Raw genomic sequence first — 26116 nt, 5'->3', positions numbered from 1 at the left:
TGCCCGTCAGACGATGCCGCCGCCGCCGCTTGCAACAGCCGGGCGCTCCGCAGCGACCTTCGCGCGGTATCCGGCCTCGCGATAGGCGGCGACCGGTTCGATGGCGCCGCCGGTCCTAAGCCGCGCCATGGCGAGGATCGGCTCGACATCGGTGCGGTAGGCCATTTTTAGCGTCTGGGTCGCCATCAGCGCGTCATTGGCTTCCTGAAAACCTTCCAGCGCCTTGCGGTCGACCAGCAGCGCCTGCGCATAGGCGCGCTGCACCTCGACCGCCGACAGCATCAGGCTTTCGATCGGATCGGTGACGTTGTGGCTCTGGTCGAGCATATGCGCAGGGTTGAAGCCTTTAGCGCCTGAAAGCTCGGCATCGACCAGCTCGTTGAAGACGAGGAACAGCCGGTAGGGATCGATCGAGCCGGCATCGAGGTCGTCGTCGCCATATTTGGAATCGTTGAAATGGAAGCCGCCGAGTTTGCCGAACTGGATCAGCCGCGACACGATCATCTCGATGTTGACGTTGGGCGCGTGGTGGCCGAGGTCGACAAGACAGAAGGCCTTGTCACCGAGCTCCCTGGCGATGATGTAATTCGTGCCCCAGTCCTGCACGACGGTGGAATAGAAGGCCGGCTCATACATCTTGTGCTCGGTGAACAGCCGCCAGTCGTCCGGCAGGCTGGCATAGACTTCGCGCATAGCGTCGAGATAGCGCTCGAAGGCCTTTGCGAAATTGACCTGGCCGGGGAAGTTCGAGCCGTCGCCGATCCACACCGTCAGCGCCTTGGAGCCCAGAGTCTTGCCGATCTCGATGCATTCGAGATTGTGCTCGACCGCCTGCCGGCGCGTGCCGGCGTCGGGATGTGACAGCGAGCCGAATTTGTAGGACAGCTTCTGATCCCGTGCGTCGGAAAAGGTGTTGGAATTCATGGCGTCGAAGCCGAGGCCGAAGCGGGACGCCGCCTGCTTCAGCCGGTTCGGATCGGCCTTGTCCCATGGGATGTGCAGCGAGACGGTCGGCGTCGCCTGCGTCAGTTGGGCAATGACGGCGCAGTCCTCGATCTTGTCGAAGATGTCGCGCGGCTCGCCAGCACCCGGAAAGCGGGCGAAGCGCGTGCCGCCGGTGCCGACGCCCCAGGATGGGATCGCGACGCCGAATTTCTCGACCTTGTCGCGGATGGTATCGATGGCGATGCCGCGGCGGTCGAGGCGCTCGCCGAGGGCAGCGTAGTCGCGTTCGAGATCGACCTTGCGCGCGGCGTTGTGCTTGGCGACGAGGTCGGCCGAGATGATGACTTCAGACAATGCAATTCCTCCCAGAATTCGTTCGGCTGGCGCCGCCCCTCATCCGCCCTTCGGGCACCTTCTCCCCGTAAATGGGGAGAAGGGAAAGCGCAGCTAGCGCGTAAAACTTTGCGCGTTGCCGGCGTCGACGTTGACGATGTTGCCGGTCGATTTGGCCGACATGTCGGAGGCGAAGAAATAGATCGCCTCGGCGATGTCTTCCGGGAAGACCGAGCGCTTCAGCATCGAGCGCGAGCGGTAATGCTCCTCGAGGTCGTCGGTCGACATCTTGTAGGCTGCGGCGCGCTGTTCCTTCCACTCGCCGGTCCAGATCTTGGAACCGCGCAGGACGGCGTCCGGATTGACGACGTTGACCCTGATCTGCGCCTCCGCGCCCTCCAGTGCCAGGCAGCGAGCCAAGTGGATCTCGGCGGCCTTGGCGGTGCAATAGGCGGACGCATTCGGCGAAGCGGCGAGGCCGTTCTTGGAAGCGACGAAGACGACGTTGCCGCCGATCTTCTGGGCACGGAACAGGCGGAAGGCTTCGCGCGAGACGAGGAAATAGCCGGTGGACAGGATGTCCATATTCTTGTTCCACAACGCCAGCGTCGTCTCCTCGATCGGCGCCGAGGAGGCGAGGCCGGCATTCGACACAAGAATGTCGATGCCGCCGAACTCGACCGCCGTTTCGGCGAAGCCCGAAAGCACCTGGTCCTCGGAGGTAACATCGATCCGCACCGGACGGACAAAGTCTTTGCCGAATGCCTTCGACAGCTCTTCATTGGCGCTGGCGAGCGCCGCCTCGTCGATGTCGGCGAGCACCACGCAGGCGCCTTCGCGCAGCAGCCGGTTGGCGGTGGCGCGGCCGATGCCGCCGGCGCCGCCGGTGACCAAGGCGATTTGACCTGCGAGCGCCTTCGGCTTCGGCAGGCGCTGGAGCTTGGCCTCCTCGAGCTGCCAGTATTCGATGTCGAAGGCTTCCTGCGCCGGCAGGCCGACATAGGACGAAACCGTCGAAGCGCCGCGCATGACATTGATGGCGTTGACATAGAACTCGCCCGAGATGCGCGCCGTCGCCTTGTCGCCGGCGAAGGTGAACATGCCGACGCCGGGCATCAAGTAGACCACGGCATTGGGATCGCGAATGGCCGGTGAGTCCGGGTGCTTGCAGGCGTCGTAGTAAGCCTGGTAGCCGACGCGGTATTCGGCGATGTCGTCGGCCAGCCGCGCGATGACGGCGTCGACATCCGGCTTTGCCGGATCGAACTCGATGACCAGCGGCCGGATCTTGGTGCGCAGGAAATGATCGGGGCAGGAGGTGCCAAGCGCCGCCAGCGGGCGCAGGTCTTTCGAATTGACGAATTCGAGCACCGCCGGCTGGTCGTCGAAATGGCCGAGCTTGTGGCTCGTCTGCGAGATCAGGCCGCGGATCCTGGGCATGAGCTTGGCGGCGATGGCACGACGTGCCGGCGCGTCGAGCGCCTTCACCGCTTCGCCACCGAAGATCGCCTTGCCCTCAGACTTACGTTCGAACCAGTCGATCGCCTGGTTGATCACCGAGATCGTCGTCTCATAGCACTCCTTCGGCGTGTCGCCCCAAGTGAACAGGCCATGGCTTTCGAGCACCACGCCCTTGGCCTCCGGGTTTTCCAGGCAGAATTTCTCCAGCCACAGACCGAGCTCGAAGCCCGGCCGCTTCCACGGCAGCCAGCCGATGGTATCGCCAAAGATCTCCTTGGTGATCGCCTTGGAATCCTTGGCAGCGGCGATGGCGATGATGGCGTCGGGATGCATATGGTCGACGCAAGCCTTCGGCACATAAGCATGCAGCGGCGTGTCGATCGAGGCCGCGCGCGGATTGAGGTTGAAGGTGCAGTGGGGCAGATAGCCCACCATCTCATCCTCATGCTCGACGCCGCGATAAAGAGCTTTGATAGCGCGCAGCTTGTCCATGTAGAGGGTGGCGAAACCGTCAAGCTTGATCGAGGCGCTGTCGCCGCCAGAGCCCTTGACCCAGAGCACCTCGACCTCCTCGCCGGTCAGCGGATCCTTCTGCCAGACCTTGGACGAGGTGTTGCCGCCGCCGTAATTGGTGACGCGCTTGTCGGAACCCAGCGTGTTCGATCGATAGACCAGGAGCTCGGGACCGCTCATCCCTTCGGCCTTTGCATCGTCCCAGAGGTTGGCGAGGCGCGAGCCGGAGCGCTTGTCGAGCATAGGTATCCTCCCTTGGAGCGCGAGCGCCGCGCTCCTCTTTTCTCGCGGCGAATGTCTACGCAAGCGCCCCGCTTGTCAATCAGAAACGATCAAGATCGATCATATTGCACTGCACAATGAAATTATATGATCGGAAATGATTGACACTGCGCGTTTTCTAGTGCCTGATGCCTGGGCTGGGAGGAACCATGCACGAAAAAGAACGCCACAGGATCATTCTGTCCGCCGTCCAGGAAAAGCCGGTGGTGACGGTGCAGGAGATGGTCGAGCTGACGGACTCGTCCGAGGCGACGATCCGGCGCGATATCGCGGCGCTGCATGTTCAAAAACGCCTGCGCCGGGTGCGCGGCGGCGCCGAGGCGATCTCGCCGCCGCAGTTCATCGGCCTCGCCGGCCGGCCCTTCTCCGTCAACGAGACGCTGAACGCCGCGCAGAAGCGGGCGATCGCGCGGGAAGCGGTCAACCTTTGCACGGACGGCGAGCCGATCATCATCAATGGCGGCACCACCACCTTCCAGATGGTGCATTTCCTGACCGGCCGCCGCATGCCGATCTTCACCAATTCCTTCCCGATCGCCGAGCACCTGCTCAAGCATTCGAAGAACACGGTGATGCTGTCGGGCGGCACGATCTACCGCGAGCAGAACATCATCCTGTCGCCCTTCGACAATGACGTGACGCGCAATTTCTATGCGCGGCGCATGTTCATGGGTGCGCAAGGGCTGGGGCCGCTCGGGCTGATGGAAGGCGACCCGCTCTTGATCCAGGCGGAGCAGAAATTGATCGACCAGGCCGACGAGCTGGTGGTGCTGGTCGATTCCTCGAAATTCCGCATGCGCTCCAGCCTGATCCTGTGCGGGCTGTCGCGCATCGCGACCGTGATCACCGATGACGGCATCGAGGACCGCGAGGCCAAGATGCTGGAAACAGCGGGCGTGGCGCTGATCGTCGCCCGCAGACAGTCAAGCGACAAGGAAGAATCTTCACTGCAGGCCTGAGGGAACTCGCGCTCGCAGCGGCGATGGAATGCAACGCTCAAGGGAGGATATTCGATGAGCTTTTTGAAGAAACTGCTGGTTACGGCGGCCTTTTCCGCCGCCATGTTCGTCAATGCCGCCTATGCCGAGAACGTCAAGATCGCGCTGGTGGTGAAGTCGCTCGGCAACGGCTTCTTCGACGCCGCCAACAAGGGCGCCGAGGAAGCCGCCAAGGAATTGGGCGATGTCGACGTCATCTACACCGGCCCGACCAAGGCTACCGCCGAGGCGCAGATCGAAGTGATCAACTCGCTGATCGCGCAGAAGGTCAACGCCATTGCCGTGTCGGCCAATGACGCCGACGCGCTGGTGCCGGTGCTGAAGAAGGCGATGGAGCGCGGCATCACCGTGATCTCGTGGGACTCCGGCGTCGCCAAGGAAGGCCGCCAGCTTCACCTCAACCCGTCCGACACCAACCTGATCGGCGAGACCATCATCAAGCTCGCCGCCGACTATCTGCCGGAGGGCGGCGACGTCGCGATCCTCTCGGCCTCCTCGACCGCGACCAACCAGAACGCCTGGATCGAAGCGGCCAAGAAGGTGCTGCCGGAGAAGTTCCCGAAGATCAAGCTGGTCGCCACCGTCTATGGCGATGACGACTCGGCCAAGAGCACCGACGAAGCCAAGGGTCTCTTGAAGTCCTACCCGAACCTCAAGGCGATCATCGCGCCGACCACAGTTGGTGTTGTAGCGGCTGCGCAGGTCGTCACGGACGAGAACCTGATCGGCAAGGTGAATGTCACAGGTCTTGCCCTGCCTTCCGAGTTCAAGAAGTTCATCGACAACGGCGCTTCGCAGGCTGTTGCTCTCTGGAACCCGATCGACCTCGGCTATTCGGCGATCTACCTCGCGCATGACCTGGCGGTGAAGAAGGAAGAGGCCAAGCCCGGCGCCACACTGTCGATCGGCCGCGTCGGCAAGGTGACGCTCGACGACACCAACTCGGCCGCGATGGCTCCGCCCTTCCAGTTCGACAAGACCAACATCGAGAAGTTCTCCAAGATCTATTGATCTCGGACTGACGGCGCTGCCCCTCATCCGGCCGCTTCGCGGCCACCTTCTCCCCGGTGGGGAGAAGAGCCTGGAGCCAAGCTCGCAAGCTCCTCTCCCCTCGGGGAGAGGTCGACCGAGCGAAGCGGAGGTCGGGTGAGGGGAGTCAACACTGAGTGTAGACGGGCTTGATACGATTATGGATACGACGGCCCATCACGGCAAAGTAGAGGCGCGGCCCCCAGCCTCGGCGCCCCGCCTGACGCTCTCCGGCATTTCCAAAAGTTTCCCGGGCGTGCGCGCCCTGCACAATGTCAGCCTGTCGCTCTACCCCGGGCAGGTGACGGCGCTGATCGGCGAGAACGGCGCCGGCAAGTCGACGCTGGTCAAGATCATGACCGGTATCTACCAGCCCGATTCCGGGGAGATCGCCATCGACGGCCAGGCAACGACCCTGCCCACCGCGCACGCCGCCTTCGGCCACGGCATCACCGCCATCCATCAGGAAACGGTTCTGTTCGACGACCTCTCGGTCGCCGAGAACATCTTCCTCGGCCATGCGCCGCGCACCCGCTTCGGCACCATCGACTGGCGCACCATGCGCAGGAATGCGCGCGAGGTGCTGGAGACGATGCGCGCCGGCCATATCGACGCCGACGCGCGGCTGAAGGATCTCGGAATCGCCAACAAGCATCTGGTGGCGGTCGCCCGCGCCATGTCGATCGATGCGCGCATCGTCATCATGGACGAGCCGACCGCGGCGCTGTCGATGAAGGAGATCGAGGAGCTTTTCCTGCTGATCGAATTCCTGAAGAGCGAAGGCAAGGCGGTGCTCTTCATCAGCCACAAGTTCGACGAGATCTACCGCATCGCCGACCGCTACACCGTCTTCCGTGACGGCGAGATGGTCGGCGAAGGCCTCCTCAAGCACACCGGCCAGAACGAGATCGTGCGCATGATGGTCGGCCGCAACGTCGACCATATCTTCCCGCAACGCGAGCCGAAGATCGGCGCGCCGGTGCTGTCGGTCTCCGGCCTGTCGCATCCGACCGAATTCGACGACATCGGCTTCGAATTGCGCAAGGGCGAGATCCTCGGCTTCTACGGCCTGGTCGGCGCCGGTCGCAGCGAGGTGATGCAGGCGATCGCCGGGATCACCCGCACCAGTCGAGGCGCGATTTCGCTGGACGGCCGGACCATCGCGCCGAAATCGGCGGCGGATTCGATCGAGGCCGGCATCGTCTATGTGCCGGAAGAGCGTGGCAAGCAGGGCGTGGTGATCGGCCTGCCGATCTTCCAGAACGTGTCGCTGCCATCGCTCAAGCGCACCTCGAAATCAGGCGTGCTGAGGCTCGCGGAAGAGTTCGCGCTCGCCCGCTCCTATACCGAGCGGCTCGACCTGCGCGCCTCATCGCTCAGCCAGGACGTCGGCACGCTGTCCGGCGGCAACCAGCAGAAGGTGGTCATCGCCAAGTGGCTGGCGACGGCGCCTAAAGTCATTATCCTCGACGAGCCGACCAAAGGCATCGACATCGGCTCCAAGGCCGCCGTGCATGGCTTCATGGCCGAGCTGGTCGCGCAGGGGCTTTCGGTGATCATGGTTTCGTCGGAACTGCCCGAGATCCTCGGCATGTCCGACCGCGTGGTGGTCATGCGCGAAGGCCGCATCGCGGCCACCTACGACAACAAGGGCTTGGATGCCGAGACGCTGGTTCGGACGGCAGCGGGGATCGCGGCATGAAGAACTTCCTCAAATACCGCGAGATCTGGCTGCTCGCCGGCATCGTCGTGCTGATCGGACTGATCTCGACGCGCTTCCCCGGCTTCGCCGATCCGGCGAATCTGCGGCAGGTGTTCAACGACACGTCGATCCTGATGATCCTGGCGTTAGGACAGATGGTGGTGATCCTGACGCGCTCGATCGATCTCTCGATGGCGTCCAACCTGTGTTTCACCGGCATGGTGGTGGCGATGCTCAACGCCGCGCATCCGGCGATCCCGATCCCGGTGCTCATCATGATCGCTCTCGCCGTCGGGCTGGTGCTGGGCGCCATCAACGGCTTCCTGGTGTGGCGGCTGAACATCCCCTCGATCGTGGTGACGTTGGGCACGCTCACCATCTATCGCGGCGCCACCTTCGTCGTCTCCGGCGGCGCCTGGGTCAATGCCGACCAGATGAGCCCGGACTTCATCAATTTCCAGCGCGCCGCCTTCCTCGGCATCCCGGTGCTGTCCTGGATCGCGATCATCGTGATCGGGCTGTTCTTCCTGGTGATGACGCGCACCCAAATCGGCCGCTCGATCTACGCCATCGGCGTCAACCCGACCGCATCGGTCTATGCAGGCATCGATGTCGGCCGGACAAAATTCATCGTCTTTTGCATTTCCGGCATGATCGGCGGGCTCGCCGGCTATCTGTGGATCTCGCGCTATGTGATCGCCTCGGTCGAGGTCGCGAACGGCTATGAGCTCAACATCATCGCCGCCTGCGTCATCGGCGGCATCTCGATCGCCGGCGGCATCGGCTCCGTCGGCGGCGCGGTGCTGGGCGCGCTGTTCCTCGGCATCATCTCCAACGCCCTGCCGGTCATCAACATTTCCCCCTTCTGGCAGATGGCGATCTCGGGCAGCGCCATCATCCTGGCCGTGGTGCTCAACGCGCGCGGCGAGCGCCGGCAAGGCCGCATCATCCTGAGAAAGGCGGAAGCGGCATGACCGACACCCCTGCCCCGCGCCACATCCCCGACCGGCTCGACAAGCCGCTTTCCTCGGCGATCTTCTCCTGGGAGGCGCTGCTGGTCGTCATCGCGGTCGCCATCTTCGCGGTGAACAGTTTTGCTTCGCCCTATTTCCTCGATCCGTGGTCGCTGTCGGACCTGACCTTCAACTTCACCGAAAAAGGGCTGATCGCGCTTGCGATGGCGCTGCTGATCATTTCGGGCGAGATCGACCTCTCCGTCGCCGCGATCGTGGCTTTAGCCTCGACGATGATGGGCATGGCCGTGCAGGCCGGCGCCGGCACGCCGGTGCTGGTGCTAATCGGCATTGCCGTCGGCCTCGCCTGCGGCGCCTTCAACGGACTGCTGGTCACGCGGCTCGGTCTGCCGTCCATCGTCGTCACCATCGGCACGATGAGCCTGTTCCGCGGTATCGCCTTCATCATCCTCGGCGACCAGGCCTACAAAGGCTATCCGGAGAGTTTCGCGTTCTTCGGCCAGGGTTATGTCTGGTGGGTTTTCTCGTTCGAGCTGGCGCTGTTCCTCGTCGCGGCGCTGATCTACTGGTTCGTGCTGCACCGCACGAGCTTCGGCCGCAGGGTCTTCGCCATCGGCAACAATCCGGTCGCCTGCCAGTTTTCCGGCGTTCGCGTCGACCGTATAAAATTCATCCTGTTCTGCCTGACCGGGCTGATGTCGGGCATCGCCTCGGTGCTGATCACCTCGCGGCTCGGCTCGACGCGGCCGTCGATCGCGCAGGGCTACGAGCTCGAAGCCATCACCATGGTTGTTCTCGGTGGCGTCTCGATCCTCGGCGGCGCGGGCAGCATCCTCGGCGTCGTGCTCGCCGCCTTCATCATGGGACTGGTGACCTTCGGCCTCGGCCTGCTCAACGTGCCCGGCATCGTCATGTCGATCTTCATCGGCCTGCTTTTGATCATCGTCATCGCCCTGCCGATCGTTTGGCGGCGGCTGCGCGAAGGACGCTTCGCCTGATGGAGAAATATGCCTTCAAGATGAAGCTCAACCCCGGCATGAAGGCCGAATACAAGCGCCGCCATGACGAGATCTGGCCGGAGCTGGTCGCGCTGCTGAGAGAGGCCGGCGTTTCCGACTATTCGATCCATCTCGACGAGGACACCAACATCCTGTTCGGCGTGCTGTGGCGAAGCAGCGACCACGGCATGGCGGACCTGCCGAAGCACCCGGTGATGCAGCGCTGGTGGGCTTATATGGGCGACCTCATGGAGACCAAACCCGACAACGAGCCGGTGGCGGTGCCGCTGGAAACAATGTTCCATATGGCATGATCGTCGCCGTCATCGATATCGGCAAGACCAACGCCAAGGTGGCGCTGGTCGATCTCGCGACACTGAGCGAGATCGCGCTGCGCCGTATCGCCAACGCGCCGGTGCGGCAGGCGTCCTACCCGCATCACGATGTCGAGGCGCTGTGGACTTTCATCCTGAACAGCCTCGCCGATCTCAACCGCGAACGGCGCATCGATGCGATCTCGATCACCACGCATGGCGCGACCGGCGCGCTGGTCGATGGCGCCGGCGAACTGGTGCTACCGGTGCTCGATTACGAATTCGATGGACCCGACGAGCTTGCGGCCGACTATGACGCCACACGTCCCCCCTTCGCCGAGACCGGCACGCCGCGGTTGCCGATCGGCCTCAATCTCGGCGCGCAGTTCTTATGGCAGCAGAAGCGTTTTCCGGTGGAATTCGCCAAGGCAGCCGTGATGCTGATGTACCCGCAATATTGGGCGCTGCGGCTGACCGGTATTGCCGCCAATGAAGTGACATCTCTCGGCTGCCACACCGATCTGTGGAACCCCTGGATGTCCGATTACTCCTCGCTGGTGGACAGAATGGGTTGGCGCCGGTTGATGGCGCCGGTGCGGCCGGCCAGGGACCGGCTTGGCCCGATCCTGCCGGCGATCGCCGCGCGGACAGGACTGGGCCCACAGACGCCCGTATCCTGCGGCCTGCACGATTCCAACGCCTCGCTGCTGCCGCATCTGCTGTCCGACGCGCCGCCCTTCTCCGTCGTCTCGACCGGCACTTGGGTGGTGTCGATGGCGGTAGGCGGCCGAAAGGTCGAGCTGGATGCGGCGCGCGACACGCTGGTCAATGTCAGCGCGTTCGGCGATCCGGTGCCGTCGGCGCGCTTCATGGGCGGACGCGAGTTTTCGCTGCTGACCGAGGGCCAGCCGCAGGAATGGAGCGAGGCCGATATCGCCGCCGTGCTGGCGCGCCAGATCTTGCTGCTGCCATCCACCCAACAGGGCTCCGGGCCATTCCCGCATCGCGCCGCGCAATGGCATAACGCCGGCGATCTGAGCTCCGGCCAGCGCTTTGCCGCCGTCTCGTTCTATCTGGCCCTGATGACCGCGACCTGCCTCGAGCTGATCGGCGGCGACGGGCCGACGACGGTCGAGGGACCGTTCGCGCGCAACCGGCTGTTCGTCCGCATGCTGGCGGCAGCGACGCAGCGGCCGGTCATCGCATCGGAGACCTCGACCGGAACCAGCATCGGCGCGGCCTTGTTAGCCTCAGATCGCGTCATCGTGATGAGCAAGGGTGAGCGCACAGAACCACCGACCGATCAGTCCTGGGGCGAATATGCTCGGGCCTGGTGGCGCTCTATTTGACAGGTTGGCGCTGCCCCTCATTGCCCTGCCGGGCATTTCTCCCCGTATAGTGACGGGGAGAAGGACGCCGTCACCCGCGATTTCGCCAATTTCAACGTCGCAGAAATGGGTGCCGGCGTGGCTACAGCTCTCTTCTCCCCGTTTCAAGGGGCAGAAGGTGCCGGCAGGCGGATGAGGGGCAGCGACGACCTCGGCAAGACCTTTCAGCGCGCTGTCCCGTACAGCAATCCGTTGGGATCGATCTGCGGCTTCCTGCCGGCGACGACATCCGACAGGAACTGCCCCGAGCCGCAGGCCATGGTCCAGCCGACATGGCCGTGGCCGGTATCGAGATAGAGGTTGCTGTATTTCGCCTGGCCAATGACCGGCACGGAATTCGGCATCATCGGCCTCAGGCCGGCCCACAGCAGCGCCTTCTTCTCGTCGAAAGCGCCAGGGAAAAGATCCTTGCCGGTTTCCAGGATGGTCCTGAAATCGCTGGGCTTGAAGCTGCGGTCGAAGCCGGTGAATTCGGCCGTCGAGGACATGCGCAGGCGATTGCCGAGCCTGGAATAGCCGATCAGCCGGTCCTCATCGGCGCCGCCCATGGTCGGCCCCTTGCTTTCGTCCTCCAACGGGATCGTCGCCGTATAACCCTTCACCGGATAGACCGGCAGGTCGACGCCGTAGCGGCGGCCGAGCAAACCGCTTTCCGGCCCCATGGAAATGACGACCGCGTCGCCGGTGACCGGGCCTGCCGAGGTCATGACGGCGCGCACCCGGTCGCCCTCGATGTCGAGGCCCCGGACCGTCGTGCCGAACAGGAATTTGACGCCGAGCTTCTCGGCGGCATAGGCGGCGAGATTGTCGGTGAATCGCTTCGAATCGCCGGTCTGATCGATCGGCGAATAGATGCCACCCGCGATCTTCTCCTTCACGCCGGCAAGCCCTGGCTCCAGCTCGACCAGGCGCTCGCGGCCGACGATCTCGATCGGCAGGCCGTGCTCGCCGAGATAGCGGTAATTGTCGGTGCCGGTGTCGAGGCTCTTTTGCGACCGGAAGAAGTAGAGAATGCCCTTCTTGCGCTCGTCGTAATGGATGCCGGTTTCCTCCGACAGCTGATTGATGCACGCGCGGGAATGGAGCGCGAGCCTGAGCTTGATGTCGGTGTTGGCGCGCAGCCGCGTCACCGTGCATTCGCGCAGGAAGCGCAGGCTCCAGGCATAGAAATAGGGATCGAGGCGCAGCCTGACCTTGATGCCGAGATCGTGGTTCCAAAGCGCGCGCAAAAAGGTCTTCAGCGCGGCGGGCGAGGCCCAGGCGGTGGCGTCGCCCGGCGACACCAGCCCGGCATTCGACTGACTGGTGCCCCGCGCCGCCGCTTCGTGGCGCTCGATCACCGTCACCTCGTGACCGTCCCTTGCCAGATAATAGGCGGCCGCCGTGCCAACCACGCCGGCGCCGAGAACCAGGACCTTCATGCCATCCCCTCAGCATCGAACAGGGCATCGTGCTTGGACGACGCCCTCAACGATCCCATAGCGCGTCTCGGTGCGCCGGACGAGCCCTTGGCCCAACGAGTGGACTTTTTGTCTTGACGCAATTCGGGACGGAAAACCGCGACGCACTTTTCCTGGAATTGCTCAGTTTCGAACGGAGTTCTTGGTCGTCAGAATGCGCTCCCAGGCCAGCGCATCGTTGACGATCAGATCGAGATCGTCGCGCTGCGGCGTCCAACCGAGTTCCTTGCGGGCAAGCTCGGAATTGGCGACCACGGCGGCGGCGTCGCCCGGCCGACGATCCCCCATGCGCACATCGAAATCATGGCCGAAGGCGCGGCGCACACTGTCGATCACCTCGAGCACGGAGTAGCCATGGCTGTAGCCGCAATTGGCGACAAGGCTCTTCCCCCCGGCGCGCAGCCGCTGCAGCGCCAGCCGGTGCGCGGCGGCGAGATCGCTGACATGGATATAATCGCGCATGCAGGTGCCGTCCGGCGTCGGATAGTCGGTGCCGAAGACCTGCATGAAGGGGCGCTTGCCGAGCGCGGTCTCGCAGGCGACCTTGATCAGATGCGTGGCGCCGGGCGTCGACTGTCCGGTGCGGCCCTTGGGGTCGGCGCCGGCGACGTTGAAATAACGCAGCGCCGTGTAGCGGATGTCATGCGCCAAGCCCGCGTCGCGCAGCATCCATTCACTCATCAGCTTGGAGAGGCCGTAAGGCGATTCCGGCGCAAGGCGGGCATCCTCGCGCACCGGTTCCAGCCCCGCGCCGCCATAGACGGCGGCGGTGGAGGAGAAGATGAAATGCGGCACGCCCTCGCGCACGGCGGTTTCGATCAGCGTGCGGGTCTTGCAGGTGTTGTTCTCGTAATAGCCGAGCGGGTCGGCGACCGATTCCGGCACCACGATCGAGCCGGCGAAGTGGATGATGGCATCGACCTTGTTGTCGCGGATGATCCGGCCGACCAGGTCGCGGTCGGCGACATCGCCGACGACGAGCTTCGCCTCGGGCGCCACCGCCCATTCGAAGCCGGTGGAAAGCCGGTCGAGCACCACGACGCTCTCGCCGGCGTCGAGCAGCTCCCAGACCATGTGGCTGCCGATATAGCCGGCACCGCCCGTCACCAAAACCGTCATCATCTACCTCGCCGATCAAGATTTATCGGAAACCGTCTCAACAGCCACCGTGCTGGAAACCCCGCCGCAAGCCCGTTAGTGCGAATGTCGTTCGCCCAAACGCTGTGCACTTTTGGGCGATATGCATTGGCCTCCCTATAATGTTAAGTCCGTAACAGTTCCTCCCGTCCGAGGCATCGTACTGAAACAAAACTGCTTCAAACAGCCGGGAATAGGCCACGATCCGGCGTCGTTAGGAACCGGGCAAGGGCGTGGCATTTTGACCGGTTGGACGCGGTGGACGCGGCATGGGGCAGTGACTATGATCCGCCGCGAAATTGGGAAGTCGACATGAATTACCAGCGGTTCTTCGAGGATGCGATCGACCAGCTCCACGCCGAGCGTCGCTACCGTGTCTTCGCCGATCTCGAGCGCATGGTGGGCAAGTTCCCGCGCGCCATCTGGCGTTCCAACGGCCGCGCCCAGGAAATCACCGTCTGGTGTTCCAACGACTATCTCGGCATGGGCCAGAACGAGGATGTGATCGCCGCCTTCCAGACAGCGGCCGGCAAGATGGGCTCGGGCGCCGGCGGCACCCGCAACATTTCCGGCACCTCCAATCCGCTGGTCGAGCTCGAGCAGGAGCTCGCCGACCTGCATGACAAGGAAGCCGCCCTCGTCTTCACCTCCGGCTTCGTTTCCAACGAAGCCTCGATCTCGACCATTGCCCGGCTTTTGCCCAACTGCCTCATCATCTCGGACGAGCTCAACCATGCCTCGATGATCGAAGGCGTGCGCCGCTCGGGCGCGGAAAAGAAGATCTTCCGCCACAACGACGTCGCGCATCTGGAAAGCCTGCTGCAGGCGGCCGGCCGTGAGCGCGCCAAGCTGATCGTCTTCGAAAGCGTCTATTCGATGGATGGCGACATCGCGCCTATCAAGCAGATCGTCGAGCTGGCCGAACGCTACAATGCCATGACCTATATCGACGAGGTCCATGCGGTGGGCATGTACGGGCCGCGCGGCGGCGGCATCACCGAGCGCGAAGGCCTGGCCGACCGCATCGACATCATCCAGGGCACGCTGGCCAAGGCCTTCGGCACGCTGGGCGGCTACATCACCGGCACCAGCGCCGTCATCGACGCGGTGCGCTCCTATGCGCCGGGCTTCATCTTCACCACCGCGCTGCCGCCGGCAATCGCCGCCGCCACCACCGCCTCGATCCGCCATCTCAAGCGCTCGCAGGCCGAGCGCGACGCGCAGCAGCGCCAGGCGGCGCGCACCAAAGAGGTGCTTGCCGCGGCCGGGCTGCCGGTGATGGAATCGGCCACCCACATCGTGCCGGTGCTGGTCGGCGATCCCGAGCTTTGCAAGATGGCGAGCGACCGGCTGCTTGGCGTGCACGGCATCTACATCCAGCCGATCAACTATCCGACGGTTCCGCGCGGCACCGAGCGGCTGCGCATCACGCCCACACCGTTCCATTCGGACGCGCTGATCGCCGAACTGCAGGACGCGCTGGTCGAGACCTGGGATGCGCTGGGCATTCCCTATGCCAGCTCCGGCCGCCCCGCCGTCGCCAAGACCGACCGCATCATTCCGCTGCTGGTGCCGAAGTCAGGCGGGTGACTTGCAACTGTCGGGGCGCTGGCCGCGCTCCGCTTATTGCTGTTCTCCAACGCTGCGCCGCTCCTAAGTCACGGCATGGATCCTAGGGTCTCCGCGACGTCGCTTCGCGACTGCTTCGCCCTAGGATGACGACGTCCATTTTGCCAGCCGATATTCGCAAACGTTGGAGATTGTCCAAGGCCGTTCCCCCCGTCGTCATTCTAGGGCGGGGCAAGGAGCGAAGCGACGCGCGCAGACCCTAGAATCGATGCCGTTACGTCTGCCTGAGAACGAAGCGGTGCAGAAAAAAAGTTCGCAAACAAACACTTCCCGTCCGATTGCGACCTCACAGGGCCTTCATCCATTTCGCCAGGCGATGCGCCGCGTCCTCGAGCTGATCGAGGCGGCGGTGGAAGCATAGTCTGAGGAAGGCCTCGCCGCCGGGACCGAAGGCAGTGCCGGGCGCGAGGCCGACATTGGCGTTGTCGACGATGTCGAAGGCGGCTTTTCGAGCATCGGTGAGGCCGTCGACCCTGAAGAACAGGTAGAAGGCGCCCTGCGGAACGGTGAAACGCGCCTTGCCGGTTTCGCCGAGAATGCCGCAGACGAGGTCGCGCGCGGCATGCGCGCGCTCCACCTGTTCGGCGATGAAGCCGTCGCCCTCGTCGAGGGCTGCGACCGCGCCGCGCTGCATGAACTGCGCGACGCCCGAGGTCGAGTACTGGATCAGGTTCTCGAACACCTGCTGCAAGGCGGGATGGGTCTTGATCCAGCCGACCCGCCAGCCGGTCATCGCCCAGTTCTTGGAGAAGCTGTTGACGAACAGGATGCGGTCCTCGGGCGTGGCGACGTCGAGGAAGGACGGCGCGCGGCCATGGCCGTAGTGGAACAGCGAATAGATCTCGTCGGCGATGATCCACAGGCCCTTCTGGCGGGCGAGATCGAGGATCGCCTGGAGCGTCTCCTTGTCGGCGGTCCAGCCGGTCGGATTGGACGGCGTGTTGATGAACAGCAGCTTCGTGCGCGGCGTGATCGCCGAGGCGATCTTATCGACGTCGCAGGACCAGCCATTGCCGGACTGGTCGAGCGTGACCGGCACCGGCACGGCGCCGGCCACACCGGCGGCCGCGGCGAAATTCGGCCAGGCAGGCGAGAGGTAGATCACCTCGTCGCCGCTGCCGGCGATCGCGTCGATGGCCAGCTGGATGGCATGCATGCCGGATCCGGTGACGATGAACTCCTCCTCGGCGAAGGTCTTGCCGAAATGCCTGGCGTAGTAGCGGGCGAGCGCCTGCCTGAGCGCGGGGATGCCCTTCTGCCAGGTGTAGAACGTCTCGCCGTCGGCTAGCCCCTTGGCGGCGGCATCGCTGATGAAGGAAGGCGTCGGCAGGTCGCCCTCGCCGGCCCAGAGCGGAATCAGGCCTTCGCGCAGACGCCCATGATTGATGACGGCGACGATGCCGCTTTCGGGTGCGGCGCGGGCTTCCGTGCGCAATGTCTCGATAAGGGTCATGGGCAAAATCCGGATTCGTCAGGTCAGCGCTCTTACCAGATCGCCGAACGGAAAACCCCGGCCGCGGGCGGCCGGGGTTTTGGTCCAGAGCACCCCCTCTGCGTCATCTCCTGGCGAGCAGGTCGCGGATTTCCGTCAGGAGCTGCACGTCGGCCGGCGGCGGGGCCGCGGGAGCGGCTGGCTTTTCTCGTTCCAGCCGCTTGCGCAGATTGTTCACCGCCTTGACCATCAGGAAGATGATGAAGGCCAGGATCAGGAAATTCAGCACCACGGTGATGAAGGAGCCGTAGGCGAAGACGGCGCCTTCTTTCTTGGCCTCGGCCAGCGTGGCCGAATGGACGTTCGAGGACAGCCCGAAGAAGTAATTGTTGAAGTCCAGCCCGCCGAAGATCGCGCCGACGATCGGCATGATAATGTCGTTGACGAGCGAATCGACGATCTTGCCGAAGGCCGCGCCGATGATGACGCCGACGGCCAAGTCCATCACATTGCCCTTGGAGATGAATTCCTGGAATTCTTTCAGCATTCGACCCTCCTTGCATGACGACCGTACTGCCGCCTCACCAGTGTCCTTCGGCGCCGGCCCGCGTCCACCATAACAAAAACCCCCAGTTGCAAAACCGGAAAAACGGCGAAAGCACCGGTTTGTGTTTTCATAAACTCATCAAGCACATATGCGCCGAAAGCCGCGATGGACTTAGGCCCCAAGCTGTGATTGCGTCTGGCTGAGCTGGGTCGGAGACCGGCTCTAGAACAAAATAGAGCATGATGTCGCCCGAAAACCGGTTCACACTTTTCGGCATCATGCTCCAGGGAGGAAGAGCGGACCGTGCAGGGCTGGTTCGTCGTCATCATCGCGATCGCCTATGTGACGCTGCTTTTCGCCATCGCCAGCGTAGGCGACCGCCGCTCGGTGGCAGCCGGGCTCGGACGGGCGCGGCCCTTCATCTATGCGCTCAGCCTCGCCATCTACTGCACCTCCTGGACCTTCTTCGGCTCGGTCGGCCTGTCCTCCGAGCGTGGCCTCGAATTCCTCGGCATCTATACCGGCCCGGTGCTGGTCTTCGTGTTCGGCTTCCCGCTGCTCAACCGCATGATCCGGCTGGCAAAGAGCGAGAAGATCACCTCGATCGCGGATTTCCTCGGCGCCCGCTACGGCAAGAGCTTCACCGTCGCGGCGATCGCGACGCTGATCGCAACCGTCGGCGCCGTGCCTTATATCGCGCTGCAGCTCAAAGCGATCTCCGGCTCCGTCAGCCTGATGGTCGAGCATTATACCGGCTCGCCGCCCAGCTTCGATCCTTTTGTCAGCGATATTTCGCTGGTGGTGGCGATGCTTTTGGCGCTGTTCGCGGTGCTGTTCGGCACACGCCATGCCGACGCCACGGAACATCAGGACGGACTGGTTCTGGCGGTGGCGGTCGAGACCGTGGTCAAGCTCGCCGCATTCATCGCCATCGGCCTGATGGTGACTTTTCTCATCTTCGGCGGCCCCGGCGACATGATGACGGCGCTCTCTGGCAACGGCCAGGTGCGCAAGGCGATGGGCTATAATACCTCTCTAGCCACATGGCTGGTCCTGACGACCTTGAGCGGCTTTGCCGTGCTGATGCTGCCGCGCCAGTTCTACGTCACCATCGTCGAGAACCGCAGCGAGGCGGAGCTGCGCACGGCGACCTGGGTGTTCCCGCTCTACCTCGTGGCGATCAACCTCTTCGTGCTGCCGATCGCCTTTGCCGGTCTGTCGCTGGTTGGTCCCAAGACCAGCAGCGACCTCTATGTTTTGTCTCTGCCGCTGCTCAGCGGGCATGACCTGCTGGCGATGGCCGCCTTCGTCGGCGGCCTGTCGGCGGCGACCGCCATGGTGATCGTCGAGAGCGTTGCGCTGTCGATCATGATCTCCAACGATCTCGTCATCCCGCTGTTCGTGCGCCGCGTGCTCAAGACCAGTTCCTCGGAGAACGAGGACTGGTCGACGCTGATCCTCAATGTGCGCCGCGCCTCGATCTTCATCATGCTGTTCATCGCCTTCCTCTATTACCGCGAGAGCACCAACAGCGCGCGGCTGTCCTCGATCGGCCTGATGTCGTTTGCCGCAATCGCGCAATTCGCGCCGGCGCTGATCGGCGGCCTGATCTGGCGCCGCGCCAATGGTCGGGGTGCCGCGCTGGGCATGGTCGCCGGCATTGCCGTCTGGGGCTATACGCTGCTGCTCCCTTCGCTCGTCGGCCCCTCTGCCGACATCGTCGTCCATGGCCTGTTCGGCTTCGAGGCGCTGAGGCCGCAGGCGCTGTTCGGCACCGTCGGCGAGCCGCTGAATCACGGCGTGCTGTGGAGCCTCTCGGTCAACGCGCTGTTCTTCGTGCTCGGCTCTCTCTCACGCGCGTCCGTGCCGCTGGAGCGCATCCAGGCGGCGATCTTCGTGCCGCGCGAGGCCGGCCCGATGCCCAGCCTGCGCCGCTTCCGCACCGCCGTCACCGTCAACGACCTGAAGGATACGATTTCGCGCTATCTTGGCGTCGAGCGCACCGAGCGTTCGTTCCAATCCTTCGAGAGGGACGCGAAAATCTCCCTGCTCGGCACCGAGCAGGCCAGCATGGATGTCATCCGCTTCTCGGAGCAACTGCTGGCGAGCGCCGTCGGCTCGTCCTCGGCGCGGCTGATCCTGTCGCTGCTCTTCCGCCGCAACGACCGCGATTCCAAGGATGCCTTCAAGCTGCTCGACGACGCCACCGAGGCACTGCAGCACAATCGCGACCTCTTACAGATCGCGCTCGACCAGATGGAACAGGGCATCACCGTCTTCGATCGCGATTTCCGTCTGATCTGCTGGAACCGGCAATACCGGCTGCTGTTCGACCTGCCGGACGAGACGGGCCAGGTCGGCGTCTCGCTCGACAGGATCCTTCATCATCTCGCCGAGCGCGGCGACATCACCGCCGACCAGCGCGTGACGATGCTCAACCGGCTGACCAGTTTCGCCGGCCCGTGGCAGATGGAGCTGAAGACCAGCGGCCGCATCCTGGAACTGCGCTCCAACCCGATGCCCGACGGCGGCATCGTCGCCACCTATGCCGACATTTCCGGCCGCGTCGAACAGGATTTGGCGCTGAAGCGGGCCAATGAATCGCTGGAGCAGCGGGTCAAGACCCGCACCATCGAGCTCACCCGCGTCAACGAGGAGCTGGCGCAGGCGCAGATGCTGGCCGAGGAAGCCAATCTCGGCAAGACGCGCTTCCTCGCCGCCGCCGGCCACGACATCCTGCAACCGCTGAACGCCGCCCGGCTTTATTGCTCGTCGCTGATCGAGAAGGCAGGCAAGGGACCAGCCGGCAAGGCCGCGATGAACATCGAGTCCTCGCTGGAATCGGTCGAGACCATCCTCGGTGCCGTGCTCGATATCTCGCGGCTCGACGCCGGCGCCATGAAGCCCGAAAACACCGCTTTCAGCCTCGGCGGGCTGCTCGGCCAGATCGGCAACGATTTCCGACCGCTCGCCGCCGAAAAGAAGCTTGATCTGAAAATCATCCCGTCCTCGCTTGGCGTCATGACCGACCGCAATTTGTTGCGCCGGCTGGTCCAGAACCTGGTGTCGAACGCAATCAAATACACGCGCGAGGGCCGCATCCTGGTCGGCGTGCGGCGGCGCGGCGAGCTGGCGGAGATCCAGGTGATCGACACCGGCATCGGCATTGCCGGTGACAAGCTCAACACCGTCTTCCACGAGTTCACGCGTCTCGAGGAAGGCGTGCGAGAAGCCGAGGGCCTTGGCCTCGGCCTCTCCATCGTCGACCGCATCGCGCGGGTGTTGCGGCTCGAAATCCGCATCTACTCCAACCCCGGCAAGGGCACGCGCTTTTCCGTCATCCTCCCGGTCGCGGAGGTCGCGGCGCCGCCGCGCGAAGCCGGCAAGGCGCCGGCCCGCTCCGCCTCGACGCTTGCCGGGCTCAATGTGCTTTGCATCGACAATGACGCGCGCATCCTCGACGGCATGCGGCTGCTGCTCGAAGGGTGGGGCTGCCATGTCGAGACGGCTTCGGGATCGAGCGAGCTCCTGAGGCCCGGCGCGCCCAAGCCCGACCTCGTGCTGGCCGACTATCATCTCGACCGCGGCACCGGGCTCGACGCGATCGCCACGCTGCGCGCCGCCTACGGCCAGGATCTGCCTTGCGTGCTCGTCACCGCCGACCGCTCCAGCGAGGTGCGCGCGGCCGCCGGCCGGCTCGACATTCCGGTGATCAACAAGCCGCTGAAGCCGGCCGTGCTGCGCTCGATGATGGCGCGCGTTAGGCCGCTGGCGCCAGCAGCCGAGTGATCAGCCGACCGGTTGCAGCGGGTCGCCGCCGATCTTCGACAGCTGGATGACCGCCTGGGTGCGGCTGTCGACGCCGAGCTTCTGCAAGATGGCCGAGACATGCGCCTTGATGGTCGCTTCGGACACGCCGAGCTCATAGGCGATCTGTTTGTTGAGCAGGCCCTCCGCCAGCATGCCGAGCACCCGCGTCTGCTGCGGCGTCAGCGCCTGCAGGCGCTTGATCAGGTCGGAGATCTCCGGGTCGCGCTCGATGCCGAGCTCGATGCCGGCGGGCGCCGCGATATCACCGGCAAGCACCGCCTGCACGGCGGCGCGGATCTCCTCCATGCTGGCCGATTTGGAGATGAAGCCGGAAGCGCCTAGATCAAGCGCGCGGCGGATGGTGACCGGATCGTCATGCGCCGACACCACCACCAGCGGCACCGCCGGATGGATGCCGCGCAGCGCAATCAGGCCGGAGAGGCCGCTGGCGCCCGGCATCGACAGGTCGAGCAGCACCATGTCGATGTCCTCATTGGCCAGCACCAGCGCCTTGGCGCTTTCGAAATCTCCCGCCTCATGGATGGCGGCAACGTCGCCGATGCCGGCAAGCGCCTCCTTCAGCGCGCCGCGAAAAAGCGGATGGTCGTCGGCAATGACGAAGGTGTGGCCCGACGGCAAATAGTCCTCCCCCGATCCCATCATCATTTTCGTGCTTCTTGCGGGGACCGGAATGATTATGCGGCGGCGCGGCGCGTTTTCAAGCGGCAAAGGCTGCGCGTGGAGTTTTCCCCAGCGGTTCGGCTCTCGTTCCGTGCAATTCCAGACGGAAAACCGCCGTGCACGTTTCCGGAATCGCGCCCGGTTCAGGTCTTCTGGTTCAGCTTGCCGCCGTCGCCGTCTTCCTTGTCCATGTCCTTGACGATGTCCTTGAAGGTCCGGAAGAACTGCTGCATGTAGCCCATCGTCTTGTTGAAATCCTCCTGGCTCGGCAGTTGCGATTCCAGCCGCGCGGAGAGCGAATTCTCAAGCTTGGCGACGCGCGCGTCGAGCGCCTTGACCGAATTGTCCAGGCGGTCGATCTCGTCCTGGTAGGCGGCGCGCTCGTCCGCGGCCATCTTGCAGACGAGCTGACCGGTGCGCTCCTCGCAGATCGACATGGCCCCGGTTCTTGTGTCCATGCGGACATAGCCGTTGGCCGACTTCTCCAAACGGTAGTGATCAGTCTCCTCGGAATAGGCGGAAGCGGCAACCAGCGAGCAAAGCGCCGCGGGGATCAGGATGTGCTGCAGACGCATATCGTCCTCCATGAGCCAGTGAAGGCGGGCTATCACAGGTTTGCGCCGGAAATGGGGAAGAGTCGAGCTTCAAGCCTTCCCCGCACCTTCGGTTCGGACTATAGCGCGAGAATGTCTCAGATTATCTACAAGATCGCGCCCGAGGCGCTGTGGCGCGAAGCCGAAAAGAACGGGCGCTTCACCGGCGCGCCGATCGACATCGCTGACGGCTTCATCCATTTCTCCACCGCCGGCCAGGTCCGGGAGACGGCGGCCAAGCATTTCGCCGGCCAGACGGACCTGCTGCTGATCGCTATCGACGGGGCCAAGCTGGGCGATGCGCTGAGATACGAGGTGTCGCGCGGCGGTGCCCTGTTTCCGCATCTCTATGCCCCGCTGACCCTCGATGCCGTCCTCTGGGCCAAGCCGCTGCCGTTCGGCGTAGGCGGCCACGAATTCCCGGCGCTGGAGGGCGAATGAGCGCGCTCGACCGGGTCGGCCAGAAGCTGCTTTTCTCCTTCGATCCGGAAACCGCGCATGGCCTTTCGATCGCGGCGTTGCGGTGCGGGCTTCCGGTTGGCGCGACGGCGCCGCGCGACGCGCGGCTCAAGATCAGTCTTTGCGGCCTCGACTTCCCGAACCCACTCGGCATGGCGGCCGGCTACGACAAGAACGCCGAAGTGCCTGACGCCCTGCTTGGGCTTGGCTTCGGCTTCGCCGAGGTCGGCACCATCACGCCGCTGCCGCAATCCGGCAACCCGAAGCCGCGCATCTTCCGCCTGACGGCGGACGAAGCGGTGATCAACCGGCTTGGCTTCAACAATGAAGGCCATGCGGCCGCCGAAAAGCGGCTTGCCGCGCGCAAGGGGCGGCCGGGCATCGTCGGCGTCAACATCGGCGCCAACAAGGACAGCGCCGACCGCATCGGCGACTATGAGCGCGGCGTCGCCCGCTTCGCGCCCTATGCGAGCTATCTGACGGTCAACATTTCCTCGCCCAACACCCCGGGCCTGCGCAACATGCAGGCGCGCGAGCAGCTTGGCGAATTATTGTCGCGGGTGATGGCCGCGCGCGCCGCGGCTGCTGCCCGGCCGCCTGTCTTCCTCAAGATCGCGCCGGACCTCGTCGAAGCAGAGCTCGAAGATATCGCCGCCGAGGTCGCCGAGAAGAAGATAGACGGCGTCATCGTCTCAAACACGACGCTGGCGCGGACCGGATTGCGCAGCGGCGGCGCGGCGAATGAAACCGGCGGTCTCTCGGGAAAGCCATTGTTCGAGCGTTCGACCGCGGTTCTCGCGCGGATGCGCAAACTGCTTGGGCCGAGCATGGCCATCGTCGGCGTCGGCGGCGTCAACTCCACCGAGACGGCGCTGGAGAAAATCCGCGCCGGAGCCGATCTTGTCCAGCTCTATACCGGCATGGTCTATGCCGGGCCGGCACTGCCGGGGCGCATCGTTGCCGGCATGGCCCGGTTGGTGGAGAGGGAGCGGCTCAGATCCATCGCGGAGCTGCGCGACACCGGCTGCGCAGGCTGGTCCGAACGACTCTGACGCGTTTCCCCAGCATCAGGAGGACGGAAGATGGCCGAGGTTCTGAGTTCCGCCGTGGACGCGATCGGTGGAACACCACTGGTCCGGCTCGACAGGCTGACGGCGCAGGCAGGCGTCGACGGCGCAATCCTCGCCAAGCTGGAATATCTTAATCCGGGCTTTTCCAAGAAGGATCGCGCGGCGCTTGGAATCATCGAGGAGGCGGAAAGATCCGGCGCCATCAAGCCTGGACAAACGGTGGTCGAGCTTACCTCCGGAAATATGGGAACGGGGCTCGCGATCATCTGCGCCGTCAGGGGTTATCCTTTCGTCGCGGTGATGTCGAAGGGCAACTCCGAAGAGCGCGCCCGCATGATGGCGGCGCTCGGTGCGGAAGTGATCCTCGTGGACCAGTTGCCAGGATCGGTGCCGGGGCAGGTCTCGGGCGGCGATCTGGCGCTTGTCGAGCAGGCCGCCAGAGCGGTGGCGGCGGAACGAGGCGCCTACCGCGCCGACCAGTTCCATCGCGACGGGAACTGGCTCGCGCATTATCGCGGGACCGGACCGGAAATCTGGGACGCCAGCCATGGCGCCGTCGACGCATTCGTCGACTTCATCGGCTCGGGCGGCACCTATGCCGGGGTGGCGAGGGCGCTCAAGGGACGCAATCCTCTGATCAAATGCTTCATCGTCGAGCCTGAGGGCGCCGCGGCCGCGGCGGGCGAGACGGTCACCCAACCCGAACACCCCATTCAAGGCGGCGGCTACGCCATGCCGGACCTGGCGTTCCTGAAAGACGCGCCCATCGATGGCTATCTCCAGGTCTCCGGCGACGAGGCTCGCGAGACCACGCGCCTGCTGGCGCGCAGCGAAGGTATCTTCGCCGGTTTCTCGTCCGGGGCGAATGTGGCTGCCGCGCTGAGCCTGCTGCGGGGCGATCAATCAGGCAAGACGATCGCCGTCGTGATTTGCGACTCCGGGCTGAAATACCTTTCGACCGATCTCTGGAGCTGAGAAACGCCAACGCCCGGCCGGAGCCGAACAAATCGCTGCTAAAACGCCGTGCGCACCCTGAGCCTCAGCACCGCAAGCAAGCTCACTCCGCGCATCAGCAGGAAGACATGCAACGACGCCCACAGGCCGTTGTTGCCGAAGGCCGGTGCCAGGGTAAGCAGCGCGGCGCAGAAGACGAGGAACGACAACAGCATCATGTTGCGCATGTCTCGCGACCAGGTGGCGCCGATGAAGACCCCGTCCATCTGGAAGGCGAGCACGCCGCTCAGCGCCGTGAAGGCCGCCCAGGGCAGATAGGTGTCGGCGACCGCGCGGACCTCCGGCGACGTCGTCACCAGTGCCACCAGGCTGGTGCCGGCCGTCAGCAGGATAAGCGTGGCGATACCGGCGAGGCCAAAACCCCAGATCAGCGTCAGCCGCACCGCCTGTCGGAACGGGGCAGGCGCATGCGCGCCGATGGCGCGGCCGGCAAGCTGCTCGGCGGCGGTGGCGAAGCCGTCGAGGAAATAGCCGGCGATGAGGAAGAAATTCATCAAGACCGCGTTGGCGGCGAGCGTCACCGTGCCGAACTGCGCGCCCTGCCTGGTGAACAGCGCGAAGGCGGCGAGCAGCGAGAAAGAGCGGATCATGATGTCGCGGTTGAGCGACAGCATGCGCCGGTAGGCCGGCAAATCCAGGATACGCCGGCGCGACGGCCGCTCCAGCTTGCGGAAACGGTTGAGCACGATTGCCAGGCCGAGCAGCATGGCCAGGAACTCGCCCGTGACCGTCGCCCAGGCGACGCCGGCGACGCCCCAGCCGAGCTCGAGGCCGAGCAGGAAGCAGAGCACGATGTTGATGCCGTTGAGCACCGCCTGCAGCGTCAGCCCGAGCCCGCCTTCGCCGCGTCCCAGCACGTAGCCCAGTATGGCGTAGTTGATCAGCGAGAAGGGCGCCGCCAGCAGCCTGATGCGGATATAGACCGACATGGCCGCGCTGACGCGCGGCTCGGCACCCATGAACCATTGGCCGGCGACGGCAAAGAGCGGGGCAAGTGCCGCAAGGATGACGCCCGCGACGACCGCGATCAGCACGGCGCGCCAGAGCACCGCCTGTTCCTCCAGTGCATCGCCGCGTCCGAAGGCCTGGGCGACGAGGCCGGTGGTGCCCGAACGCAGGAAGTTGAAGGTGGTGAAGACGACGTCGAAGACCAGCGATCCCGCCGCCAGGCCGCCAAGCAGGGCCGCGTCGCCGAACTGGCCCACAACCGCGGTGTCGACGATGCCGAGCAGCGGCGTCGTCAGATAGGCAAGCGTCATCGGCACGGCGATCGCCAGCACCGAGCGGTTGGTGACGACGAAGGACCTGGCGTTGGCTTGAGTCGCGTCCAAGGGGATTGCCGCCTGT

Annotated in this window: 21 protein-coding genes; 12 read left to right on the top strand and 9 right to left on the bottom strand. The window is 64.4% G+C overall.

The window, feature by feature from the left end:
* Positions 1-6: 6 nt before the first annotated feature.
* Positions 7-1299, bottom strand: coding sequence for an L-rhamnose catabolism isomerase (gene rhaI, locus MJ8_RS04695; RefSeq protein ID WP_201413306.1), 1293 nt, complete (start codon positions 1297-1299; stop codon positions 7-9).
* A 93-nt stretch (positions 1300-1392) separates the two neighbouring features.
* On the bottom strand, positions 1393-3495 hold the full coding sequence (locus MJ8_RS04690; protein ID WP_201413305.1) for a bifunctional rhamnulose-1-phosphate aldolase/short-chain dehydrogenase: 2103 nt from the start codon (positions 3493-3495) through the stop codon (positions 1393-1395).
* Between the two features lie 188 nt (positions 3496-3683).
* On the opposite strand from MJ8_RS04690, the gene MJ8_RS04685 reads away from it, so the two are divergent.
* The 7 genes from MJ8_RS04685 to MJ8_RS04655 all read left to right on the top strand — a co-directional run bounded on the left by MJ8_RS04685 (position 3684) and on the right by MJ8_RS04655 (position 10898).
* Positions 3684-4493: a DeoR/GlpR family DNA-binding transcription regulator gene (locus MJ8_RS04685; RefSeq protein WP_128259638.1), complete on the top strand. Its 810-nt coding sequence runs from the start codon at positions 3684-3686 to the stop codon at positions 4491-4493.
* 54 nt (positions 4494-4547) lie between these two features.
* On the top strand, positions 4548-5543 hold the full coding sequence (rhaS, locus tag MJ8_RS04680) for a rhamnose ABC transporter substrate-binding protein (RefSeq protein WP_201413304.1): 996 nt from the start codon (positions 4548-4550) through the stop codon (positions 5541-5543).
* 178 nt (positions 5544-5721) lie between these two features.
* Positions 5722-7263, top strand: a complete 1542-nt coding sequence (locus MJ8_RS04675; RefSeq protein WP_201413303.1) for a sugar ABC transporter ATP-binding protein — start codon at positions 5722-5724, stop codon at positions 7261-7263.
* Positions 7260-8237: an ABC transporter permease gene (locus tag MJ8_RS04670; RefSeq protein ID WP_201413302.1), complete on the top strand. Its 978-nt coding sequence runs from the start codon at positions 7260-7262 to the stop codon at positions 8235-8237. The genes MJ8_RS04675 and MJ8_RS04670 overlap by 4 nt, the downstream gene beginning before the upstream one ends.
* On the top strand, positions 8234-9235 hold the full coding sequence (locus MJ8_RS04665; protein WP_041006495.1) for an ABC transporter permease: 1002 nt from the start codon (positions 8234-8236) through the stop codon (positions 9233-9235). Before MJ8_RS04670 ends, MJ8_RS04665 begins: the two co-directional genes overlap by 4 nt.
* Positions 9235-9549, top strand: coding sequence for an L-rhamnose mutarotase (rhaM, locus tag MJ8_RS04660; RefSeq protein WP_201413301.1), 315 nt, complete (start codon positions 9235-9237; stop codon positions 9547-9549). The genes MJ8_RS04665 and rhaM overlap by 1 nt, the downstream gene beginning before the upstream one ends.
* Complete coding sequence (locus tag MJ8_RS04655; protein ID WP_201413300.1) at positions 9546-10898, top strand: FGGY-family carbohydrate kinase; 1353 nt, start codon at positions 9546-9548, stop codon at positions 10896-10898. The genes rhaM and MJ8_RS04655 overlap by 4 nt, the downstream gene beginning before the upstream one ends.
* Before the next feature lie 203 nt (positions 10899-11101).
* On the opposite strand, the gene MJ8_RS04650 is transcribed toward MJ8_RS04655, so the two are convergent.
* Both MJ8_RS04650 and galE read right to left on the bottom strand, forming a co-directional pair.
* Positions 11102-12358, bottom strand: coding sequence for a D-amino acid dehydrogenase (locus MJ8_RS04650; RefSeq protein ID WP_201413299.1), 1257 nt, complete (start codon positions 12356-12358; stop codon positions 11102-11104).
* 162 nt (positions 12359-12520) lie between these two features.
* Positions 12521-13516 carry a UDP-glucose 4-epimerase GalE gene (gene galE / locus MJ8_RS04645; RefSeq protein ID WP_201415301.1) on the bottom strand — a complete coding sequence of 332 codons (996 nt, stop codon included), beginning with the start codon at positions 13514-13516 and terminating at the stop codon, positions 12521-12523.
* Between the two features lie 330 nt (positions 13517-13846).
* On the opposite strand from galE, the gene hemA reads away from it, so the two are divergent.
* Positions 13847-15124: a 5-aminolevulinate synthase gene (hemA, locus tag MJ8_RS04640; RefSeq protein WP_201413298.1), complete on the top strand. Its 1278-nt coding sequence runs from the start codon at positions 13847-13849 to the stop codon at positions 15122-15124.
* Positions 15125-15449: 325 nt separating this feature from the next.
* Here the strand turns inward: hemA and MJ8_RS04635 are convergent, their stop codons facing one another.
* Positions 15450-16616 carry a pyridoxal phosphate-dependent aminotransferase gene (locus MJ8_RS04635; RefSeq protein ID WP_201413297.1) on the bottom strand — a complete coding sequence of 389 codons (1167 nt, stop codon included), beginning with the start codon at positions 16614-16616 and terminating at the stop codon, positions 15450-15452.
* Positions 16617-16719: 103 nt separating this feature from the next.
* Positions 16720-17142 carry a large conductance mechanosensitive channel protein MscL gene (mscL, locus tag MJ8_RS04630; protein ID WP_201413296.1) on the bottom strand — a complete coding sequence of 141 codons (423 nt, stop codon included), beginning with the start codon at positions 17140-17142 and terminating at the stop codon, positions 16720-16722.
* A 303-nt stretch (positions 17143-17445) separates the two neighbouring features.
* Between mscL and MJ8_RS04625 the strand changes: the two genes are divergently transcribed.
* The gene (locus tag MJ8_RS04625) at positions 17446-20931 is read left to right on the top strand and encodes a PAS-domain containing protein (RefSeq protein ID WP_201413295.1); all 3486 of its coding nucleotides are present in this window, start codon (positions 17446-17448) and stop codon (positions 20929-20931) included.
* On the opposite strand, the gene MJ8_RS04620 is transcribed toward MJ8_RS04625, so the two are convergent.
* Together MJ8_RS04620 and MJ8_RS04615 are read right to left on the bottom strand one after the other, a co-directional pair.
* The gene (locus MJ8_RS04620) at positions 20932-21591 is read right to left on the bottom strand and encodes a response regulator transcription factor (protein WP_201415300.1); all 660 of its coding nucleotides are present in this window, start codon (positions 21589-21591) and stop codon (positions 20932-20934) included.
* Positions 21592-21776: 185 nt separating this feature from the next.
* Positions 21777-22208, bottom strand: a complete 432-nt coding sequence (locus MJ8_RS04615) for a hypothetical protein (RefSeq protein ID WP_140748950.1) — start codon at positions 22206-22208, stop codon at positions 21777-21779.
* 111 nt (positions 22209-22319) lie between these two features.
* Here MJ8_RS04615 and MJ8_RS04610 point away from each other — a divergent pair, with 111 nt between their 5' ends.
* Genes MJ8_RS04610 through MJ8_RS04600 form a run of 3 tightly spaced genes read left to right on the top strand, consistent with a single transcriptional unit; the run spans position 22320 to position 24730 of the window.
* Complete coding sequence (locus tag MJ8_RS04610; RefSeq protein WP_201413294.1) at positions 22320-22667, top strand: DUF952 domain-containing protein; 348 nt, start codon at positions 22320-22322, stop codon at positions 22665-22667.
* Positions 22664-23737, top strand: coding sequence for a quinone-dependent dihydroorotate dehydrogenase (locus MJ8_RS04605; protein WP_201413293.1), 1074 nt, complete (start codon positions 22664-22666; stop codon positions 23735-23737). Before MJ8_RS04610 ends, MJ8_RS04605 begins: the two co-directional genes overlap by 4 nt.
* A gap of 30 nt (positions 23738-23767) precedes the next feature.
* Positions 23768-24730 carry a PLP-dependent cysteine synthase family protein gene (locus tag MJ8_RS04600; protein ID WP_201413292.1) on the top strand — a complete coding sequence of 321 codons (963 nt, stop codon included), beginning with the start codon at positions 23768-23770 and terminating at the stop codon, positions 24728-24730.
* 38 nt (positions 24731-24768) lie between these two features.
* Here MJ8_RS04600 and MJ8_RS04595 read toward each other — a convergent pair whose 3' ends face one another.
* Positions 24769-26100 (bottom strand): MATE family efflux transporter, encoded by a 1332-nt coding sequence (locus tag MJ8_RS04595; protein ID WP_412177091.1) that lies wholly within the window; start codon positions 26098-26100, stop codon positions 24769-24771.
* Positions 26101-26116 lie beyond the last annotated feature (16 nt).

Origin of the sequence: Mesorhizobium sp. J8 (genome assembly GCF_016591715.1) — a bacterium.
GTDB lineage: Bacteria > Pseudomonadota > Alphaproteobacteria > Rhizobiales > Rhizobiaceae > Mesorhizobium.
This window is presented reverse-complemented; position numbering and strand designations above follow the sequence as displayed.

What these genes read in the sequence shown, in the direction of transcription:
- MJ8_RS04655 (WP_201413300.1), top strand. Translation starts at nt 9,546, where the DNA reads ATGATCGTCGCCGTCATCGATATCGGCAAGACCAACGCCAAGGTGGCG.
- MJ8_RS04690 (WP_201413305.1), bottom strand. Translation starts at nt 3,495, where the DNA reads ATGCTCGACAAGCGCTCCGGCTCGCGCCTCGCCAACCTCTGGGACGAT.
- MJ8_RS04605 (WP_201413293.1), top strand. Translation starts at nt 22,664, where the DNA reads ATGAGCGCGCTCGACCGGGTCGGCCAGAAGCTGCTTTTCTCCTTCGAT.
- hemA (WP_201413298.1), top strand. Translation starts at nt 13,847, where the DNA reads ATGAATTACCAGCGGTTCTTCGAGGATGCGATCGACCAGCTCCACGCC.
- MJ8_RS04650 (WP_201413299.1), bottom strand. Translation starts at nt 12,358, where the DNA reads ATGAAGGTCCTGGTTCTCGGCGCCGGCGTGGTTGGCACGGCGGCCGCC.
- MJ8_RS04635 (WP_201413297.1), bottom strand. Translation starts at nt 16,616, where the DNA reads ATGACCCTTATCGAGACATTGCGCACGGAAGCCCGCGCCGCACCCGAA.
- MJ8_RS04665 (WP_041006495.1), top strand. Translation starts at nt 8,234, where the DNA reads ATGACCGACACCCCTGCCCCGCGCCACATCCCCGACCGGCTCGACAAG.
- rhaS (WP_201413304.1), top strand. Translation starts at nt 4,548, where the DNA reads ATGAGCTTTTTGAAGAAACTGCTGGTTACGGCGGCCTTTTCCGCCGCC.
- MJ8_RS04685 (WP_128259638.1), top strand. Translation starts at nt 3,684, where the DNA reads ATGCACGAAAAAGAACGCCACAGGATCATTCTGTCCGCCGTCCAGGAA.
- galE (WP_201415301.1), bottom strand. Translation starts at nt 13,516, where the DNA reads ATGACGGTTTTGGTGACGGGCGGTGCCGGCTATATCGGCAGCCACATG.
- MJ8_RS04600 (WP_201413292.1), top strand. Translation starts at nt 23,768, where the DNA reads ATGGCCGAGGTTCTGAGTTCCGCCGTGGACGCGATCGGTGGAACACCA.
- MJ8_RS04610 (WP_201413294.1), top strand. Translation starts at nt 22,320, where the DNA reads ATGTCTCAGATTATCTACAAGATCGCGCCCGAGGCGCTGTGGCGCGAA.
- MJ8_RS04670 (WP_201413302.1), top strand. Translation starts at nt 7,260, where the DNA reads ATGAAGAACTTCCTCAAATACCGCGAGATCTGGCTGCTCGCCGGCATC.
- rhaM (WP_201413301.1), top strand. Translation starts at nt 9,235, where the DNA reads ATGGAGAAATATGCCTTCAAGATGAAGCTCAACCCCGGCATGAAGGCC.
- MJ8_RS04675 (WP_201413303.1), top strand. Translation starts at nt 5,722, where the DNA reads ATGGATACGACGGCCCATCACGGCAAAGTAGAGGCGCGGCCCCCAGCC.
- mscL (WP_201413296.1), bottom strand. Translation starts at nt 17,142, where the DNA reads ATGCTGAAAGAATTCCAGGAATTCATCTCCAAGGGCAATGTGATGGAC.
- MJ8_RS04615 (WP_140748950.1), bottom strand. Translation starts at nt 22,208, where the DNA reads ATGCGTCTGCAGCACATCCTGATCCCCGCGGCGCTTTGCTCGCTGGTT.